Genomic DNA, 17,656 nt, shown 5'->3' on the forward strand with positions numbered 1-17,656 from the left:
GGACGAGATGAACCGCATCAGCCGTCACCCGGCGCGACGCGTCCTCCTCGCGGCCATGGTCCTCGTCGCCTTCGTCGGCGTGTTCGTCGTGCGGCTCGTCGAGATCCAGGTCGTGCGGGCCGCCGAGCTCAGCGAGGAGGCGCAGGGGCGCCGCTCGACCACGGTCACGGAGTACGGTGCACGCGGCGACATCGTCGATGCGACGGGCACGGTGCTCGCCGACAGCGTGATGCGCTACGACATCGCCCTGTCACCGAAGAACGCCGGACCGATCGATCGCGAGGTCCCCGATCCGGCCGATCCGTCGAAGACCGTGACGGCGGAGGTGCCGCTCGCGCAGCTCACCGCCGAGCTCGGCGCCGTGGTCGGACTCACCGGCGAGCAGGTGCACGGCATCATCGACGCGGCACTCGCGGAGAACCCCCTCGACGACCATGAGTACGTCGCGAAGCTCGTCGACACGGCCACCTACGAACGCATCAAGGAACTCGACATCCCGTGGGTGGTGCCGTGGGAGCACCCGAGCCGCACGTACCCGAACGGCGCGGTCGCCGGCAACCTCATCGGCTTCGTCCAGGCCGACGACGGGACCCCCCTCGCGGGCGTCGAGCTCTCGGAGAACGAGTGCGTCGCCGGGGAGGACGGCGAGTACTCCTACCAGCACAGCCTCTCGGACTGGGTCGAGATCCCGGGTACGAAGGTCGTGCACTCGGAAGCCCGCACGGGCGGCACCCTGCAGCTCACGATCGACGCCGACCTGCAGTGGATGGTGCAGCGCATCGCCGAGGCGCAGGTGCAGGCCGTGGGCGCCGACTGGGCGACCGTCACGGTCATGGAGGCAAAGACCGGCCGGCTGCTCGCGGTCGCCGACGTGCCCACCGTCGACCCCAACGACCCCACGGCGACCGCCGACGGCAACCGCGGGTCGCGGGCCTTCACGGGGCCGTTCGAGCCCGGCTCGACGTTCAAGGCGCTGACCGCGGCATCCGTCATCGACGCCGGCAAGGCCGACGCGCTGAGCCAGATCGTGGCGGGCTACCGATACCTGCCGCCGAACGGCGCGAACATCAACGACAGCTTCTTCCACGAGGACACCCGGTACACGCTGACGGGCGTGCTCATCGACTCGTCGAACACGGGCATGTCGATGTTCGGCGAACGTCTCACCGACGAGGAGCGGTACGAGTACATGCGGGACTTCGGGCTCGGCGAGGAGACCGAGGTGGGCTTCGCGGGCGAGGAGCCCGGCGACCTGCACGGCGGCCCCGACGCCTGGGACAACCAGACGAAGTACGCGACCATGTTCGGACAGGGGCTCACCACCACCGCGGTGCAGATCGCGAGCGCCTACCAGACGATCGCGAACGACGGCGTGCGCATGCCCGTGCGGCTCGTCGACGGCTGCATCGGCGAGGACGGCGAGCTCATCGCCCCCGAGGCGACCGGAACCCGCGTGATCTCCGACACCGCGGCGAACCAGACGAGCCAGATGCTCGAGCGCGTGTACCTCGAGGGATGGCTCGCCGACGAGTGGGAGATCCCCGGCTACCGGGTGGCCGCGAAGACCGGGACCGCGCAGGTTCCCGACGGCAACGGCGGCTACCTCACGGGGTACCTGGTGTCGGTGTCGGGCTTCGCCCCGGCCGACGATCCGCAGTTCGTCGTTTCGGTCAGCATCATGAATCCCGTTAAGATGAACTCGTCCGCCGCATCCGCTCCCGTCTTCCAACAGGTGATGAGCCAGGTGCTGAAGAAGTATCGGACCGTTCCATCCGGCGCCCCGGCGCCCGAGTTGCCAGCCACCTGGTAGAAAGTTGGGGTCGTGACCGGATCGCCGCAAACGGCCCTCCGCCCGAAGCATCCGAACCCCCGCTCGTTGCACGGCCTCGCCGAGACGTTCGAGTTCGAGGTGCACGGCGACGTCGACGCGCTCGAGGTCACCGGCGTCGTGCTCTCGTCGAAGGCCGTGCACCCCGGCGACCTCTACGTGGGCGTGCCGGGCCGCAACACGCATGGCGCGCAGTACGCCGTCGCCGCGCGCGACGCGGGTGCCGTGGCGATCCTCACCGACCACGCCGGCGCCGAGCTCGCGGCCGGCGCCGAGCTGCCGATCCTCGTGACCCCCGACGCGCGCGCGGCGCTCGGCGCCGTGGCCGCGTGGATCCACCGCACCGACGACAACCCCGCGACGCTGTTCGGGGTCACCGGCACCAACGGCAAGACGAGTGTCGTGTACCTGCTCTACGGCATCCTCCGCCAGCTCGGGGTCGTGGCGGGGCTCACCTCGACGGCCGAGCGGCGCATCGGCGACGAGGCCGTCACCAGTTCGCTCACGACGCCGGAGGCCAGCGAGCTGCACGCCCTCCTCGCCCGCATGCGCGAGGTCGACGTTCGCGCGGTCGGCATCGAGGTGTCGGCGCAGGCCCTCTCGCGGCACCGGGTCGACGGCATCGTCTTCGACGTCGTCGGCTTCACGAACCTCAGCCACGACCACCTCGACGACTACACGTCGATGGACGAGTACTTCGTCGCCAAGCGCGACCTGTTCCAGCCCGACCGCTCCCGGCGCGGCGTCGTCACCGTCGACTCGGAATGGGGGCGCCGCCTCGTGGCCGAGTCGCGCATTCCCGTGACCACGTTGACCAGCCGCTCCGACGTCGAGGCCGACTGGCGGCTGAGCGTCGGCGAGGAATCGGCGACGCACACGTCGTTCGTGCTCGAAGGACCCGAAGGGCGCCGGCTCGAGACGCGGGTGCCGCTCCTCGGCTGGTACATGGCCGCCAACGCCGCACTCGCGATCGTGATGCTCGTCGAGGCCGGCCACGACTTCGGGCGCATCGCGGAGGTGCTCGACCGCGACGGCGGCATCGACGCCTACATCCCCGGGCGCGCCGAGCGCATCTCCGGCGACGCCGGCCCGCTCGTCTACATCGACTACGGGCACAGCCCCGACGCGTTCCTGCAGACCCTCGGCGCCATCCGCCGGGTCACCGACGGCCGGCTCATCATGCTGTTCGGCGCCGACGGCGACCGCGACACCACCAAGCGCGCCGAGATGGGCGCCATCGCGGCACGCGGAGCCGACATCGTGGTGATCACCGACTTCCACCCGAGGTTCGAGGACCCTGCCGCGATCCGAGCGGCGCTCATCGCGGGGGCCGAGGCGGCGGTTCCCGACCGGGAGATCCACGAGGTCCCCGACCCGCGCGAGGCGTTCCGCACCGCGCTCGCACTGGCGCGCGAGGGCGACGCCATCCTGTACGCCGGCCCCGGACACGAGGAGTACCACGAGGTGAAGGGCGTCAAGATCCCCTACTCGGCCAGAGACGATGCCAGGCAGGCCCTGCGCGAGGCGGGCTGGCCGGCATGATCGCCCTGACCCTCGCCGAGATCGCCTCGGCGGTCGGCGGCGCGCTGCGCCTCGACGGCACGGATGCCACGCCCACGACGATCGTCGACGGCGCCGTCACCACCGACTCCCGCGAGGTGGGCACCGGTGACGTCTTCTTCGCCAAGCGCGGCGAGTTCGACGACGGCCACAACTTCGCCCCTGTCGCAGCCGACCAGGGCGCGGCGCTCATCGTGGTGGAGCATCCGCTCGACCTGGCGGTACCGCAGATCGTCGTCGACGACTCCGTCGACGCGCTCGGCGCCCTCGCGACCGAGGTGGTCGGCCGGGTGCGCGCACACGGACGGCTGCGCGTCGTCGGCGTCACGGGCTCCAACGGAAAGACCACCACGAAGAACCTCCTGCGGGCCGTGCTCGAACGCGTCGGCCCGACGGTCGCGGCACGCAAGTCGTTCAACAACGAGGTCGGCGCGCCGATCACGATGCTCGAACTCACCCACGACACCCAGTACCTCGTGGCCGAGATGGGTGCGAGCGCCGTCGGCGAGATCGCACGGCTCGTGCGCATGGCCCGACCCGATGTGGGCATCGTGCTCAAGGTCGGACTCGCGCACGCCGGCGAGTTCGGCGGCATCGAGCAGACCGTGCGGGCCAAGAGCGAGATGGTCACCGACCTGCTCGACACGGATGTCGCGGTGCTCAACGCCGACGATCCGCGTGTCGCGTCGATGGCGGCCCTCACGAAGGCCCGCGTCGTGTGGTTCGGCCTCGGCGGACACGTCGACGTGCGCGCCACCCACCTCGCCGTGCACGCTCGCGGAACCGACTTCACCGTGACGATCCCGGGCGGCGAGACCGCCCGCGTGCATTTCGGCGTGCTGGGCGAGCACCACGTCATGAACGCGCTCGCCGCCATCGCGGCGTCGGTGGAGCTCGGCGTGCCGCTGCCCGCGATCGTCGAGGCCCTCGAGTCGATGACGCTCGCCGAGCGCTGGCGCATGCAGGTCATGGGCGGCCGCGACGGCATCACGGTCATCAACGACGCATACAACGCGAGTCCCGACTCGATGTCGGCCGCCCTGAAGACCCTCGCCCAGGTCCAGGCGCCCGGAACGCGCACGATCGCCGTGCTCGGCGAGATGAGCGAGCTGGGCGAGTTCTCGGGCGAGGAGCACGACCGCATCGGACTGCTCGCGGTGCGCCTCGGCATCTCGCAGCTCATCGTGGTGGGCGAGGGCGCGCGCCGCCTGCACATCTCGGCCGTCAACGAGGGATCGTGGGACGGCGAATCCGCCTACGTCGAGACCGCAGACGAGGCATTCGACCTCGTCACCGCCACTGCGCGCCCCGGTGACACGGTGCTCGTGAAATCGTCGAACTCGGCGGGTCTGCGTCACCTCGGCGACCGACTGGGAGAATGGTTCGCATGAGCGGCGGGGCAGCACTGATGATCGGCCTGCTCGGTCACCGATTGGGAGAATGGTTCGCGTGAGAGCACTGCTGACCGCCGGGGCGTTGTCGCTCGCCTTCACGCTCTTCCTGACCCCGCTGTTCATCCGGCTGTTCCGCCGCATCGGCTGGGGCCAGTTCATCCGCGACGACGGCCCGAAGACGCACCACGTCAAGCGCGGCACGCCCACGATGGGCGGCATCGTCTTCATCCTCGGCGCCCTGTTCGGGTACTTCGTGGCCACGCTCGTGGTGAGCAACGAGCCGCCGACCGCCTCCGGCCTGCTCGTGCTGTTCATGATGGTGGGCCTCGGCCTGGTGGGCTTCATCGACGACTTCCTGAAGACCCGGAAGAAGCAGAGCCTCGGCCTGGGCGGTTGGGCGAAGGTCGCCGGGCAGGTCGTGGTGGCGGCGGCGTTCGCGCTGCTCGCGCTGCAGTTCCCGAACGACGAGAGCGTGACCCCGGCGAGCACGAGCATCTCGTTCATCCGCGACCTGCCGCTCGACTTCATGGTCTTCGGCACCGTCGTGGGCATCGCGCTCTACGTCATCTGGATCGGCCTGCTCACGGTGGGCGCCTCGAACGCGGTGAACGTGACCGACGGGCTCGACGGGCTGGCCGGCGGTGCGTCGATCCTCGCCATCGGATCGTTCGTCGTCATCGGCTTCTGGCAGTTCAACCAGTCCTGCTTCAGCGACAACCTCAACCCGGACGACGTCTACCGCTGCTACGAGGTGCGCGACCCGCTCGACCTGGCCATCGTGGCCACGGCGATCGTCGGCGGTCTCATCGGCTTCCTCTGGTGGAACACGAACCCCGCCCATATCTACATGGGCGACACGGGCTCGCTCGCGCTCGGCGGCGCGCTGGCCGCGCTCGGGATCGTCAGCCACACCGAGCTGCTGCTCATCCTGATCGGCGGGTTGTTCGTGATCGAGACCGGCTCGGTGATCGTGCAGCGCGCGTACTTCAAGCTCACCCGCGGCAAGCGCATCTTCCTGATGAGCCCGATCCACCACCACTTCGAGCTGAAGGGCTGGGCCGAGGTCACGATCGTCGTGCGCTTCTGGATCATCGCAGGGCTGCTCGTGGCGGCCGGCGTCGGCAGCTTCTACTTCGAGTGGCTGCAGCGGTGACCGAGGCGGATGCCGCGGGCGCACGCGCCCGGCTCGACACGCTCACCAGCTGGAACGCCGACTGGAAGGGACTCCGCGTCGCGGTGCTCGGCGTGGGCGTGACGGGCTTCGCGGTGGCCGACACCCTGACCGAGCTCGGCGCCGAGGTGCTCGTCGTCGCCCCCGAGGTCGACGACGACCGCGCGCGGATCCTCGAGGTCATCGGGGCACAGCTGCTGCGGCATCCGCTCGACGCCGTGCCAGTCGACCTCGTGACGTTCGCGCCCGAGCTCGTCGTGGCGTCGCCCGGATTCCACCCCGACCACCCCGTGCTCGAGTGGGCCGGTGGCGCCGGCGTCGCCGTGTGGGGCGACATCGAGCTGGCCTGGCGCGTGCGCGACAAGGTGAACGCCGCCGAATGGATCCTCGTCACCGGCACGAACGGCAAGACCACCACCGTGCAGCTCGCGGCGACCTTCCTCGCCGCGAACGGGCTGCGCGCGGCGCCGTGCGGCAACATCGGCGTGCCCGTGCTCGATGCGGTGCGCGACCCCGGCGGCTTCGACGTGCTCGTGGTCGAGCTCTCGAGCTACCAGCTGCACCACCTGCCGACGTCGGGCCCGGGGGCCCTGCACCCGTGGGCGAGCGTCTGCCTCAACGTCGCCGACGACCACCTCGACTGGCACGGCTCGCCAGAGGCGTACCGCGCGGCGAAGGCGACGGTCTACGCGAACACCAAGGTCGCGTGCGTGTACAACCGCGCCGACGAGGCGACCATGCACATGGTCGAGGAGGCCGAGGTCGAGGAGGGCGCACGCGCCATCGGCTTCGGCCTCGACGTGCCGGGCCCGAGCGACTTCGGGGTCGTCGAGGGCATCCTGTGCGACCGGGCGTTCCTCGACGAGCGTCGCACGGCCGCGCTCGAGATCACCACGGTCGCCGAGCTCGAGCCGCGCGGTCTCGGGGCGCCGCACGTCGTGGCGAACATCCTCGCGGCATCCGCGCTCGCGCGCTCCTACGGGGTGCCCGTCGGCATCATCCACGACGCGCTCGGCACCTTCCGGCTCGACGCGCACCGCATCGAGCAGGTCGCCGACGCCGGCGGCATCCGCTGGATCGACGACTCCAAGGCCACCAACCCGCACGCGGCCGAGGCCTCGCTGCGGGCCTTCCCGCGAATCGTGTGGATCGTCGGCGGGCTGCTCAAGGGCGTCGACGCCGATGCCCTCGTGGCCGCGCACGTCGCCAGGCTGCGAGCCGCGATCGTGATCGGCGTCGACCGCGCGGCCCTGATCGCGGCGTTCCGGCGACACGCGCCGGAGCTGCCACTGTTCGAGGTCGTGACGGATGACACTGAGACGGTGATGCCCGAAGCGGTCGCCCTGGCCGCGGCTGCGGCCGAACCGGGGGACACCGTGCTCCTCGCACCGGCGGCGGCGTCGATGGACCAGTTCGCCGACTACGCCGACCGCGGCCGGCGTTTCCACGAGGCGGTCAGAGCGAGGCTGGGAGGTGAGGCGGATGGCGACTCCGCCCCGCACGACCCGAGCCCCGAAGGCTGAGCCGGCGGGCGTCTCCGCCGCCCGCATCCGGCTCGGCCGGGTCTTCCGCGTCGAGTCGAAGGACTACTTCCTGCTGCTCGGCACGACGCTCTTCCTCGTCGTGTTCGGCCTCGTGATGGTGCTCTCGTCATCGTCGGTCGAGTCCAACCTCGAGGAGGGCGGGTTCTTCGTGCAGGCGACCCGCCAGGGCATGTACGCGCTGTTCGGCATCCCGATCATGCTCATCGCGAGCCGTATGCCCGAGGCGTTCTGGATGCGGCTCGCGTGGCCGGCGCTCAGCGTCTCGTGCGCCCTGCAGGTGCTCGTCGTCGCGACCGACCTCGGTGTCACGGTCGGCGGCAACACGAACTGGCTCGCCATCGGCGGGGTGCAGTTCCAGCCGTCGGAGCTCATCAAGGTCGCACTCGTCATCTGGCTCGGCCTCATCGTCACCAAGAAGCAGGCCCAGCTCGGCGACTTCACGCACGGCATCGTGCCGATCCTGCTCGTCGGCGGCGGCGCCATCGCGCTCGTGCTGCTCGGCGGGGACCTCGGCACCGTCATGATCATGGGCGCGATGCTCCTGGGCGCCCTGTTCCTCATCGGCGTGCGCATCCGGCTGCTGCTGCCGCCGGTGCTCCTCGGCATCGCGGTGTTCGTCATCGTCGCCGTATCGAGCGACAGCCGGATGCGCCGCATCACGGCGTTCCTGCAGGAGAACTGCACGACCATCGACGAGGCCGACTGCTGGCAGATCCAGCACGGCCGGTTCGCGCTCGCCAACGGGGGCGTCTTCGGCGTCGGGCTCGGCAACTCCACCGCGAAGTGGTCGTGGCTGCCGGCCGCCGACAACGACTTCATCTTCGCGATCATCGGCGAGGAGCTCGGGCTCATCGGCGCCGTGGTGGTCATCGGGCTCTTCGTGATGCTCGCGGTCGCGTTCGCGCGCGTCCTGCGGTCGGCGCGCACGCCGTTCGCGAAGACGGTCACGGCTGCCGTGCTGGTGTGGGTCGTCGGCCAGGCGTGTGTCAATATCGGTGTCGTGCTCGGAGTCTTCCCCGTCCTCGGCGTGCCGCTGCCCCTCGTCTCGGCGGGCGGCACGGCGCTGCTCACCACACTGCTCGCGATCGGCGTCGTGCTCTCGGTGGCGCGCGACCCCGAGGCGGCGACGCGGGCCGCCGCTCGCGCCGAGGCGCGCGCCGCCGCGCGAGCGTCCTCGCGTTCCGCAGGGCGGCCGACCCGATGACGACGTACCTCCTGGCCGGCGGCGGCACCGCCGGCCACGTGAACCCGCTGCTCGCCGTGGCCGACCGGCTCCGCGAGCGCGACCCGTCGTGCGAGGTGCTCGTGCTGGGCACGGCCGAGGGCCTCGAGGCCCGACTCGTGCCGGCCCGCGGCTACGAGCTCCTCACGATCGCGAAGGTGCCGTTCCCGCGGCGACCGAACCGTGCGGCTCTGGCGTTCCCCATGCGGTTCCGACGGTCGATCGACGACGTCGCCCGCATCCTCCGCGAGCGCGGAGTCGACGTCGTGGTCGGCTTCGGCGGCTACGTGTCGACGCCCGCGTACCTGGCCGCGCGGTCGGCGCGGGTGCCGGTCGCCATCCACGAGGCGAACGCGAAGCCCGGCCTCGCCAATCGCCTCGGCGCCCGCTGGGCCGCGCGGGTCGGCGTGGCGTTCAGCGGCACCCCGCTTCGGAACGCCGAACTGGTCGGCATGCCCCTCCGCCGGGAGATCGAGATGCTCGACCGCGCGGCCCTCCGCAGCGAGGCCGCGAGCCTCTTCGGCCTCGACGCGGGTCGGCGAGTGCTGCTCGCCACGGGCGGTTCGCTCGGCGCCCGGCGCATCAACCGCACGATGGTCGCCAGCGCTGCGGCCATCACGGCCGCGGGCTGGCAGGTGCTGCATGTCGCCGGGGGCAACGCCGATGTCGCCGACCCCGCTGTCGAGGGGTACCGCATGATCGCGTACGCCGACCGCATGGACCTCGCCCTCGCCCTCGCCGACGTCGCCGTGTCACGCGCCGGCGCCGCCACCGTGAGCGAGCTCGCGGCGCTCGGCATCCCCGCCGTGTACGTGCCGTACCCCGTCGGCAACGGCGAGCAGCGCTTCAACGCTGCCGACGTCGTGGGTGCGGGCGGCGGCATCCTCGTCGACGACGCCGAGTTCGTGCCGCACTGGGTCGAGGCGCAGCTCCTGCCGCTCCTCGGCGACCCGGCGCGTGTCGATCGCATGGCCGAGGCCGCGGCATCCGTCGGCCGGCGCGACGGCACCGACCGCATGGTCGCGCTCATCGACGCGGCGCTCGGCGGGGGTGCCGGCGAGCGCGCGCGCAACGCGTAACGTGGAGTGAGCGGATGCCGCGGCATCCGCCACTTCGAAACGCCGACCCAGCCCACCGAACCGCACTCGAGGAAGAAGCCGCCGCACCGTGACCATCAAGCCCGACCCGAACGCCAGGATCCCCGCCGAGCTCGGCAACGTGCACTTCGTCGGCATCGGCGGATCCGGCATGAGCGGCATCGCGCGGCTGTTCCTCGGCGACGGACACCGGGTCACGGGCTCCGACGTGCGCGACTCCGACAACATCGCCGCCCTGCGGGCGCTCGGTGCCGAGATCGCGATCGGGCACGATGCTGCGAACCTCCGCGACGACGTCGACACCGTCGTGGTGACGGGCGCGCTCTGGCAGGACAACCCCGAATACCGGCTCGCGCTCGAGTGGGGCCTCCCGGTGCTGCACCGGTCGCAGGCCCTCGCAGCCCTCATCGGCGGGCGGCGTCTCGTGTCGGTCGCGGGCGCGCACGGCAAGACCACGTCGACGGGCATGATCATCACGGGCCTGCTCGCCCTCGGCGAGGACCCGAGCTTCGTGAACGGCGGCGTCATCGAGGAGCTCGGCACGAGCGCGGCAGCCGGGCAGGGCGAGCTCTTCGTCGTCGAGGCCGACGAGTCCGACGGCTCGTTCCTCTTCTACGACACGTCGGTCGCGCTCGTGACGAACGTCGACCCCGACCATCTCGACCACTACGGCTCGCTCGAGGCGTTCGAGCAGGCGTTCGTCGATTTCGCCGAACGCGCGCGCGAACTCGTCGTCATCTCGTCCGACGATGCGGGCGCGAAGCGCGTCACCGCACGGCTCTCGCACGAGCGGGTGATGACCTTCGGCGAGGCTCCGGATGCCACGGTGCGCGTGCATTCCATCGAGACCGACGGTCCCGTCGCCTTCGCCGTCGAGTACGAGGGCGTCGAGTACCGCGCGACGCTCCGGGTGCCCGGGCGGCACAACGCGATCAACGCGGCCGGGGCGTTCGCGGTGCTCGTCGGACTCGGGTTCGACCCCGAGGCATCCCTCGCCGGCATCGCCCGGTTCGCGGGCACCGGCCGGCGCTTCGAGCTGCACGGCACCGTCGGCGGCGTGAGCGTCTACGACGACTATGCGCACCACCCGACGGAGGTCGCCGCCGCCCTCGCGGCCGCACGCACCGTCGTCGGCGACGGGCGCATCATCGCCGTGCACCAGCCCCACCTCTACAGCCGCACCCGGCTGTTCGCCAAGGAGTTCGCCGAGGTGCTCGAGCGGTACGCCGACGAGACCGTCGTGCTCGACGTGTACGGCGCCCGCGAGGACCCGGAACCCGGCGTGACGGGTGCCCTGGTGAGCGAGCGCTTCAGCGACCCCTCGCACGTGGCCTTCATCGCCGATTGGCAGGAGGCCGCCGACCACACCGCACGCATCGCGCACGAGGGCGACTTCGTCGTCACGCTCGGCTGCGGCGACGTCTACCGGATCGTGCCGCAGCTGCTCGGATCGCTCGAGAAGGCGCGCGGATGAGGGCGCGCCGGGCGTGAAGCGGCCCCAGGGCTTCGACCGTCCGACGCCGCCGGCGTCGCGGGCGTCGGAGTCCGAAGCGCCGCCGGCCGCGGCGCGCGCGTCGAGCCCCGTGTCGACGACGGCGTCCGCGTCGGGCGCTCGGGCGTCGCGTCGCGCGACAGCGCCGGCGTCGAAGCCGTCGCCGTCATCGTCGCCCGCGGCGACTGCCGACCACGTGGCCACCGAGCCGATTCCCGTGCTCCCGGCATCCGTCGAGCCCGAGCGCGTCGACCGGCCGCGTGACGAACCGCGTGACGAATCGCGTGAGGCTTCGCGCGATGCCCCGGGCGACGCGCGTGCGGCCAGGCGCGCGCTGGCCGCCGCGGCGCGGGAGCGTCGCCGCTACGAGAAGCAGGAGGTGCGGCGCTTCACCAAGCGCTCGCGGCGTCGGCGCATCACGTGGGCCGTGGCCGTCGGCTCGATCCTCGCACTCGTGGCCGTGGTCGCCGCAGCGGCGTACTCACCGCTCATGGCGCTCCGCGAGGTGCGCATCGAGGGTGCGCAGCGCATTCCGGCAGCGGAGGTGCAGGCGGCCTTCGACGGAGTGCTGGGCACCCCGCTGCCGCTCATCGAGGCGCGTGAGGTGCACGCGGCGCTCTCCGGGTTCCCGCTCATCGAGACCTATGCGACCGAGACGATCCCGCCCGGCACGCTCGTGGTGCGCATCGTCGAGCGCACGCCGGTGGGGGTCATCGACACGGGCTCGGGACTCGAACTCGTCGACGCTGCGGGCGTGGTGATCGAGCGTCCCGACGAGCGACCGGCCGGGCAGCCGCTCATCGAGGTCGAGGGCGGCGTGGCCGACGAGGGGTTCCGCGCGGTCGCCGGGGTGGTGCGCAGCCTGCCGCCCGAGGTGCGTGCGCAACTGGCCAGGGCGAGCGCCGACACCGCCGACGACGTGCGCCTCGAGCTCGAGGGCGGCGCGAGCGTGGTGTGGGGGAGTGCCGAGGAGTCGGCCTTCAAGGCCACCGTGCTCGCGGCGCTGATGCGCGGCGCGCCGCCCGACACGGTGGACGTCTACGACGTGTCGGCGCCCTCCAGCCCCGTCACCCGTTGAGCGGCGATTCCGAAACCGCGAGCGGATCGCGACACGCGGGCCCGTCTTGCCGCGCGGGGGCGCGCTGGGCACCTACCTTCGAAACAGGAATTGCATACTCAGCAAAACTTTAACCTTCGACTAGAGGTTCAAGGTTCAGAGTTCGCACGGAAGGCCGGTCATGTCGACAAACCAGAACTACCTCGCCGTCATCAAGGTCGTCGGCATCGGCGGCGGCGGTGTGAACGCCGTCAACCGGATGATCGAACTCGGCCTCCGCGGTGTCGAGTTCATCGCCATCAACACCGACGCGCAGGCGCTGCTGATGAGCGACGCCGACGTCAAGCTCGACGTCGGGCGCGACCTCACCCGCGGCCTCGGCGCCGGCGCCGATCCCGAGGTCGGCCGGCGCGCCGCGGAAGACCACGCCGAGGAGATCGAGGAGGCCCTCGCGGGCGCCGACATGGTGTTCGTCACGGCCGGGGAGGGCGGCGGCACCGGCACGGGCGGCGCACCCGTGGTGGCTCGCATCGCGAAGTCCATCGGCGCGCTCACCATCGGTGTCGTCACCAAGCCGTTCGGCTTCGAGGGCAAGCGCCGCCAGACCCAGGCCGAGCAGGGCGTGGCCCGCCTGAAGGAGGAGGTCGACACCCTCATCGTCGTGCCGAACGACCGACTGCTCGAGATCAGCGATCGCGGGATCTCGATGCTCGAGGCGTTCGCCACGGCCGACCAGGTGCTGCTCGCCGGTGTGCAGGGCATCACCGACCTCATCACGACGCCCGGCCTCATCAACCTCGACTTCGCCGACGTGAAGTCGGTCATGCAGGGCGCCGGCTCCGCCCTCATGGGCATCGGATCGTCCCGTGGCGCCGACCGCGCGATCAAGGCCGCCGAGCTCGCCGTGGCGAGCCCGCTGCTCGAGGCGTCGATCGACGGTGCGCACGGCGTGCTGCTGTCGATCCAGGGCGGCTCGAACCTCGGCATCTTCGAGATCAACGACGCCGCCCGCCTCGTGCAGGAGGCCGTGCATCCCGAGGCCAACATCATCTTCGGCGCCGTCATCGACGACACCCTCGGCGACGAGGTGCGGGTCACGGTCATCGCCGCGGGCTTCGACGGCGGCGAGCCCAATGCCAAGCCGCAGCCCGTCGAGGCGAGGCGCACGAACTTCGTTCCGGCGGCGGTCGGCGCGAGCGTCGGCGGGGCGGCCCTCGGCGGCGAGACGGCCGACGTCATCGGCGAGATCGACATCGACGAACTCGTCGAGACCGCGAACTGGGGCGAGGCGCCGACGGCCGCTGCCGACCAGATCGTCTCGGACCCCGCCTTCGACGAAGCCGACGACGACCTCGACATCCCCGACTTCCTGAAATGAGCGGCTGCGAATCCGACGTCACGGAGCATCCGTGAGCGCCCTCGCCGACCGCCTGGCGGCCGTGCAGGGGAGCATCGCGGATGCCGCGCGCGACGCCGGTCGCAGCCCCGCGGAGATCACGACCATCGTCGTGACGAAGTTCCAGCCGGTGTCGCTCATCGAGGAACTCGCGTCGCTCGGCGTGCGCGATGTCGGCGAGAACCGCCACCAGGAGGCGAAGGCGAAGGCCGAGGCACTTGCCGACCTCCACCTGCGCTGGCACTTCGTGGGCCAGCTCCAGTCGAAGAAGGCGCGGCAGGTGCGCGCGTACGCGTCCGTCATCCATTCGGTCGACCGGATGTCGCTCGTCGACGCACTCCGTTCCGACGAGGCATCCGTCGACTGCTTCGTGCAGGTCGACCTCTCCGACGATCCCGGTCGCGGCGGGGTCGCTCCCGAGGGACTCGACGAGCTCGTCGAGCACGTGCTCGCGACCCCCGGGCTGCGCCTGCGCGGGCTCATGGCCGTCGCGCCGCTCGGCGAACCGCCGCGTCCCGCGTTCGCGAGGATGCGGCTGCTGTCGGAGCGCATCCGGCGACTCGCACCCGATGCGGCCGACTTGTCCATGGGGATGTCGCACGATTTTCGCGAGGCGATTCTGGAGGGCGCGACACACCTGCGCATCGGAACGGCAATCACGGGGAATCGGCCGGACGCCGGTTAGCCTCGAACAGACGGAACACAGACGGAGGCAGCGATGTCGAACCCGCTCAAGAAGACCATGGTCTACCTCGGACTCGCCGATGAGGAGCTCGAGCCGGAGCCGCAGCCGGCGCCCGCGCCCGCCGCGCCCATCGTGCACGCCGCGACCCCCGCCCCCAAGACCGGAGCGGCCGTGACGCCGCTGCGACGGCACCATGTCCAACCGACCACACCGCAGGCGGAGATGAACGAGATCCTCACCGTGCACCCGCGTCAGTACCGTGACGCCCAGGTGATCGCCGAGTCCTTCCGCGAGGGCGTCCCCGTGATCATCAATCTCTCGCAGATGTCCGACGGCGACGCGCGTCGCCTCATCGACTTCGCGAGCGGACTCTCCCAGGGTCTGTATGGCAAGATCGAGCGCGTGACCAGCAAGGTGTTCCTGCTCTCGCCCGCCCACGTGGTCGTCTCCGGCGAAGCCGGCGAGGCCGAAGGCGACGTCGACGCGTCGTTCTTCACGCACGCGTAGCCGCCGTGGGCGCTCTCGTCGTCGTCTGGAACATCCTCTACACGCTGCTCCTCATCTACTTCTTCGTGATGTGGGCTCGTTTCGTGCTGGATCTCGTGCGCACGTTCAACCGCTCGTGGCGCCCGCGGGGGCCGTGGCTCGTGATCGTCGAGGCCGTGTACACGGTGACGGATCCGCTCGTGCGCTTCTTCCGGCGGCTCGTGCCGCCGATACGCATCGGCCAGGTCGCACTCGATCTCGGGTGGAGCCTGGCCATGCTGACGGTCATCATCGCGATGACCGTCGTGTCGTGGTTGGCGGACCTCGCACGGGTGAGTGGCTGACCATCTGCTGCGAGGGTGGACGCGTGCGTCATCGGCACTGCGGCCTCCACGAGGTCTTTGCTACCGTTAGCTGAACGTGATCGAACAGTTCGACAGATTTGAGGGTGGGAAGCCATGGCGCTAACTCCGGAAGATGTGGTCAACAAGCGCTTCCAGGCGACGAAGTTCCGGGAGGGTTACGACCAGGACGAGGTCGATGACTTCCTCGACGAGGTGGTCGTCGAGCTGCGCCGGCTGAACCAGGAGAACGAGGAACTGCGCCAGCGGCTCGCCGCGGCCGAAGCCCGTGCTGCGGAGGCCGGCAAGTCCGCCCCCGCCGCGCCGGCCCCTGCCGCGGTCTACGCCGAGCCCGCCGCACCGCCGCCCACGGTGGCCGTCCCCACGCAGGCGCCCGCCGCGCCGCAGTCGGAGCTCGACGAGCAGACCTCGACCACCAACCTGCTGCAGCTGGCCCGCCGCCTCCACGAGGAGCACGTGCGCGAGGGCATCGAGAAGCGCGACGCGCTCATCGCCGAGGGTCACGCGACCGCCGCGCGGGTGGTGGCCGAGGCCGAGGCGAAGCAGCGCGCGCAGATGAACATCCTCGACCAGGAGCGCCTCGCGCTCGAGAAGCGCGTCGATGAGCTGCGCGTCTTCGAGCGGGAGTACCGCCAGAAGCTGAAGAGCTACATCGAGGGCCAGCTCCGCGAGCTCGACACCGCCGCGCCCGTGCAGGTCTCGGGCAGCCAGGGCTTCTCGTCGCCGGTGAACGAGCAGACTCCGGCCCCGACCTTCCAGGGCTTTGGCGGCTGAGCGGGCCGCGAAGGTCGGCACCGCTACTGCACTCCTCATCCTGCTGGCCGCCGCCCTCGTGGTGTACGGCATCGACCAGCTGAGCAAGTACCTCGTCGTCACGAACCTCACCGAGGGTGAGGTCGTGCCGGTGCTCGGCAACGTGCTGCAGTGGCAGTTCGTGCGGAACCCTGGCGCCGCGTTCTCGCTGGCGAGCGGCATGACGTGGATCTTCACGATCCTCGCCGCGGGCGTGATCACGTTCATCGCGTGGTTCGCCAGGCGCATCCGCTCGATCGCCTGGGCGATGGTGTTCGGACTGCTGCTCGGCGGCGTGCTCGGCAATCTCACCGACCGGCTCCTTCGCGAGCCGAGCTTCGGCCTGGGCCACGTCATCGACTTCATCTCGACGCCGTGGCTCATCCCGGCGATCTACAACATCGCCGACATCGCCATCCTCTCGAGCATGGCGCTCTTCATGCTGTTGACGATCCGCGGCGTGGGACTCGACGGGACCCGTGAGTCGAAGCGGGCGGATGCCGCGGCCGAGGCCGGACCCGAGGCGGATCCCGAGGCGCCCGGCGAGACGACGAGCGACCGCCCCGACGGCGATGCCGCCGGCGACGGGCGCACGCCGCTGGCGGGCACGCAACTCGCCGCCGAGTCCTGAGCATGGAGCGCCGTTCATTCCCCGTGCCCGACGGGCTCGACGGGGTGCGCGTCGACCAGGGTCTCGCGAAGCTCCTGGGCTTCTCGCGCACCCAGGCGGCCGACATCGCCGCGGCCGGCGGAGCCGTGCTCGACGGCGCCGTCGTCGACAAGTCCGACCGGCTCCGCGGCGGCGCCTGGCTCGAGGTGAGCTGGGAACCGCCGCGCACCCTCGAGGTCGAGGCGATCCCGGTTCCCGACCTCGGCATCGTCTTCGACGACGACGACCTCGTGGTCGTCGACAAGCCGGCGGGCGTGGCGGCCCATCCGTCGCTCGGCTGGGAGGGACCCACCGTCGTCGGCGCTCTCGCCGCAGCGGGGTACCGCATCTCGACGTCCGGTGCGCCAGAGCGGCAGGGTGTCGTGCACCGGCTCGACCAGGGCACGAGCGGGCTCATGGTGGTCGCGAAGTCCGAACGCGCGTACTCCGACCTGAAGCGCCAGTTCCACGACCGCGAGGTCGAGAAGGTGTACCACACCGTCGTGCAGGGGCATCCCGACCCGCTGGCCGGCACGATCGACGCGCCCGTGGGCCGGCACCCGCGTTCGGAGTGGAAGTTCGCCGTGGTGGCGGGCGGCAAGCACGCGGTCACCCATTACGAGACCATCGAGGCGTTCCCGTACGCGTCGCTGCTCGAGGTGCACCTCGAGACCGGCCGCACGCATCAGATCCGCGTGCACATGGCGGCGCAGCGGCATCCGTGCGCCGGCGACGCCATGTACGGCGCGGATCCGACGTTGTCGGCGAGGCTCGGCCTCGAGCGGCAGTGGCTGCACGCGTACCGGCTGTCATTCGCCCACCCTGGATCCGGCGCTTGGACGACCTTCGAATCGGACTACCCGGCCGACCTCGCGCACGCGCTCGAGGTGCTGCGGCAGGATTGAACGTGGGTGGTCGACC

The 17,656-nt window shown here is 71.0% G+C and carries 16 protein-coding genes; all 16 read left to right on the plus strand.

Annotated elements, in window-relative coordinates:
• Positions 1–7 precede the first annotated feature (7 nt).
• The 16 genes from ACVFI9_RS09215 (at position 8) to ACVFI9_RS09290 (ending at position 17,640) form a co-directional block, all read left to right on the plus strand.
• On the plus strand, positions 8–1,810 hold the full coding sequence (locus tag ACVFI9_RS09215) for a peptidoglycan D,D-transpeptidase FtsI family protein (RefSeq protein ID WP_474765952.1): 1,803 nt from the start codon (positions 8–10) through the stop codon (positions 1,808–1,810).
• A gap of 12 nt (positions 1,811–1,822) precedes the next feature.
• Positions 1,823–3,370, plus strand: a complete 1,548-nt coding sequence (locus ACVFI9_RS09220) for a Mur ligase family protein (protein WP_474765954.1) — start codon at positions 1,823–1,825, stop codon at positions 3,368–3,370.
• Complete coding sequence (locus tag ACVFI9_RS09225) at positions 3,367–4,779, plus strand: UDP-N-acetylmuramoyl-tripeptide--D-alanyl-D-alanine ligase (protein WP_474765956.1); 1,413 nt, start codon at positions 3,367–3,369, stop codon at positions 4,777–4,779. The genes ACVFI9_RS09220 and ACVFI9_RS09225 overlap by 4 nt, the downstream gene beginning before the upstream one ends.
• Positions 4,780–4,837: 58 nt before the next feature.
• Positions 4,838–5,935, plus strand: coding sequence for a phospho-N-acetylmuramoyl-pentapeptide-transferase (gene mraY / locus ACVFI9_RS09230; RefSeq protein ID WP_474765957.1), 1,098 nt, complete (start codon positions 4,838–4,840; stop codon positions 5,933–5,935).
• Positions 5,920–7,476: a UDP-N-acetylmuramoyl-L-alanine--D-glutamate ligase gene (gene murD, locus ACVFI9_RS09235; protein ID WP_474765958.1), complete on the plus strand. Its 1,557-nt coding sequence runs from the start codon at positions 5,920–5,922 to the stop codon at positions 7,474–7,476. Before mraY ends, murD begins: the two co-directional genes overlap by 16 nt.
• A complete protein-coding gene (gene ftsW, locus ACVFI9_RS09240) occupies positions 7,436–8,701 on the plus strand; it encodes a putative lipid II flippase FtsW (RefSeq protein WP_474765959.1) in 1,266 nt (421 codons plus the stop codon). The genes murD and ftsW overlap by 41 nt, the downstream gene beginning before the upstream one ends.
• Positions 8,698–9,798 carry an undecaprenyldiphospho-muramoylpentapeptide beta-N-acetylglucosaminyltransferase gene (gene murG, locus ACVFI9_RS09245; RefSeq protein ID WP_474765961.1) on the plus strand — a complete coding sequence of 367 codons (1,101 nt, stop codon included), beginning with the start codon at positions 8,698–8,700 and terminating at the stop codon, positions 9,796–9,798. The genes ftsW and murG overlap by 4 nt, the downstream gene beginning before the upstream one ends.
• Before the next feature lie 88 nt (positions 9,799–9,886).
• Positions 9,887–11,290: a UDP-N-acetylmuramate--L-alanine ligase gene (murC, locus tag ACVFI9_RS09250; protein WP_474765963.1), complete on the plus strand. Its 1,404-nt coding sequence runs from the start codon at positions 9,887–9,889 to the stop codon at positions 11,288–11,290.
• 13 nt (positions 11,291–11,303) lie between these two features.
• A complete protein-coding gene (locus tag ACVFI9_RS09255) occupies positions 11,304–12,386 on the plus strand; it encodes a cell division protein FtsQ/DivIB (protein ID WP_474765965.1) in 1,083 nt (360 codons plus the stop codon).
• A gap of 160 nt (positions 12,387–12,546) precedes the next feature.
• Positions 12,547–13,743 carry a cell division protein FtsZ gene (gene ftsZ / locus ACVFI9_RS09260; protein WP_474765966.1) on the plus strand — a complete coding sequence of 399 codons (1,197 nt, stop codon included), beginning with the start codon at positions 12,547–12,549 and terminating at the stop codon, positions 13,741–13,743.
• A gap of 31 nt (positions 13,744–13,774) precedes the next feature.
• Positions 13,775–14,446 carry a YggS family pyridoxal phosphate-dependent enzyme gene (locus ACVFI9_RS09265; RefSeq protein WP_474765967.1) on the plus strand — a complete coding sequence of 224 codons (672 nt, stop codon included), beginning with the start codon at positions 13,775–13,777 and terminating at the stop codon, positions 14,444–14,446.
• Positions 14,447–14,479: 33 nt separating this feature from the next.
• Positions 14,480–14,953: a cell division protein SepF gene (locus ACVFI9_RS09270; RefSeq protein ID WP_474765968.1), complete on the plus strand. Its 474-nt coding sequence runs from the start codon at positions 14,480–14,482 to the stop codon at positions 14,951–14,953.
• Between the two features lie 5 nt (positions 14,954–14,958).
• On the plus strand, positions 14,959–15,276 hold the full coding sequence (locus ACVFI9_RS09275; protein WP_474765969.1) for a YggT family protein: 318 nt from the start codon (positions 14,959–14,961) through the stop codon (positions 15,274–15,276).
• A gap of 114 nt (positions 15,277–15,390) precedes the next feature.
• Complete coding sequence (locus ACVFI9_RS09280; protein WP_474765971.1) at positions 15,391–16,068, plus strand: DivIVA domain-containing protein; 678 nt, start codon at positions 15,391–15,393, stop codon at positions 16,066–16,068.
• On the plus strand, positions 16,058–16,717 hold the full coding sequence (gene lspA / locus ACVFI9_RS09285; protein ID WP_474765972.1) for a signal peptidase II: 660 nt from the start codon (positions 16,058–16,060) through the stop codon (positions 16,715–16,717). Before ACVFI9_RS09280 ends, lspA begins: the two co-directional genes overlap by 11 nt.
• A 2-nt stretch (positions 16,718–16,719) precedes the next feature.
• On the plus strand, positions 16,720–17,640 hold the full coding sequence (locus ACVFI9_RS09290; protein ID WP_474765974.1) for an RluA family pseudouridine synthase: 921 nt from the start codon (positions 16,720–16,722) through the stop codon (positions 17,638–17,640).
• Positions 17,641–17,656 lie beyond the last annotated feature (16 nt).

The sequence above is a fragment of the Agromyces sp. NSFZ genome, assembly GCF_056156205.1.

Coding starts and splice junctions, on each gene's coding strand:
- murG (WP_474765961.1), top strand. CDS start 8,698: ATGACGACGTACCTCCTGGCCGGCGGCGGCACCGCCGGCCACGTGAAC.
- ACVFI9_RS09280 (WP_474765971.1), top strand. CDS start 15,391: ATGGCGCTAACTCCGGAAGATGTGGTCAACAAGCGCTTCCAGGCGACG.
- ftsW (WP_474765959.1), top strand. CDS start 7,436: ATGGCGACTCCGCCCCGCACGACCCGAGCCCCGAAGGCTGAGCCGGCG.
- ACVFI9_RS09215 (WP_474765952.1), top strand. CDS start 8: ATGAACCGCATCAGCCGTCACCCGGCGCGACGCGTCCTCCTCGCGGCC.
- ACVFI9_RS09290 (WP_474765974.1), top strand. CDS start 16,720: ATGGAGCGCCGTTCATTCCCCGTGCCCGACGGGCTCGACGGGGTGCGC.
- ACVFI9_RS09225 (WP_474765956.1), top strand. CDS start 3,367: ATGATCGCCCTGACCCTCGCCGAGATCGCCTCGGCGGTCGGCGGCGCG.
- ftsZ (WP_474765966.1), top strand. CDS start 12,547: ATGTCGACAAACCAGAACTACCTCGCCGTCATCAAGGTCGTCGGCATC.
- ACVFI9_RS09270 (WP_474765968.1), top strand. CDS start 14,480: ATGTCGAACCCGCTCAAGAAGACCATGGTCTACCTCGGACTCGCCGAT.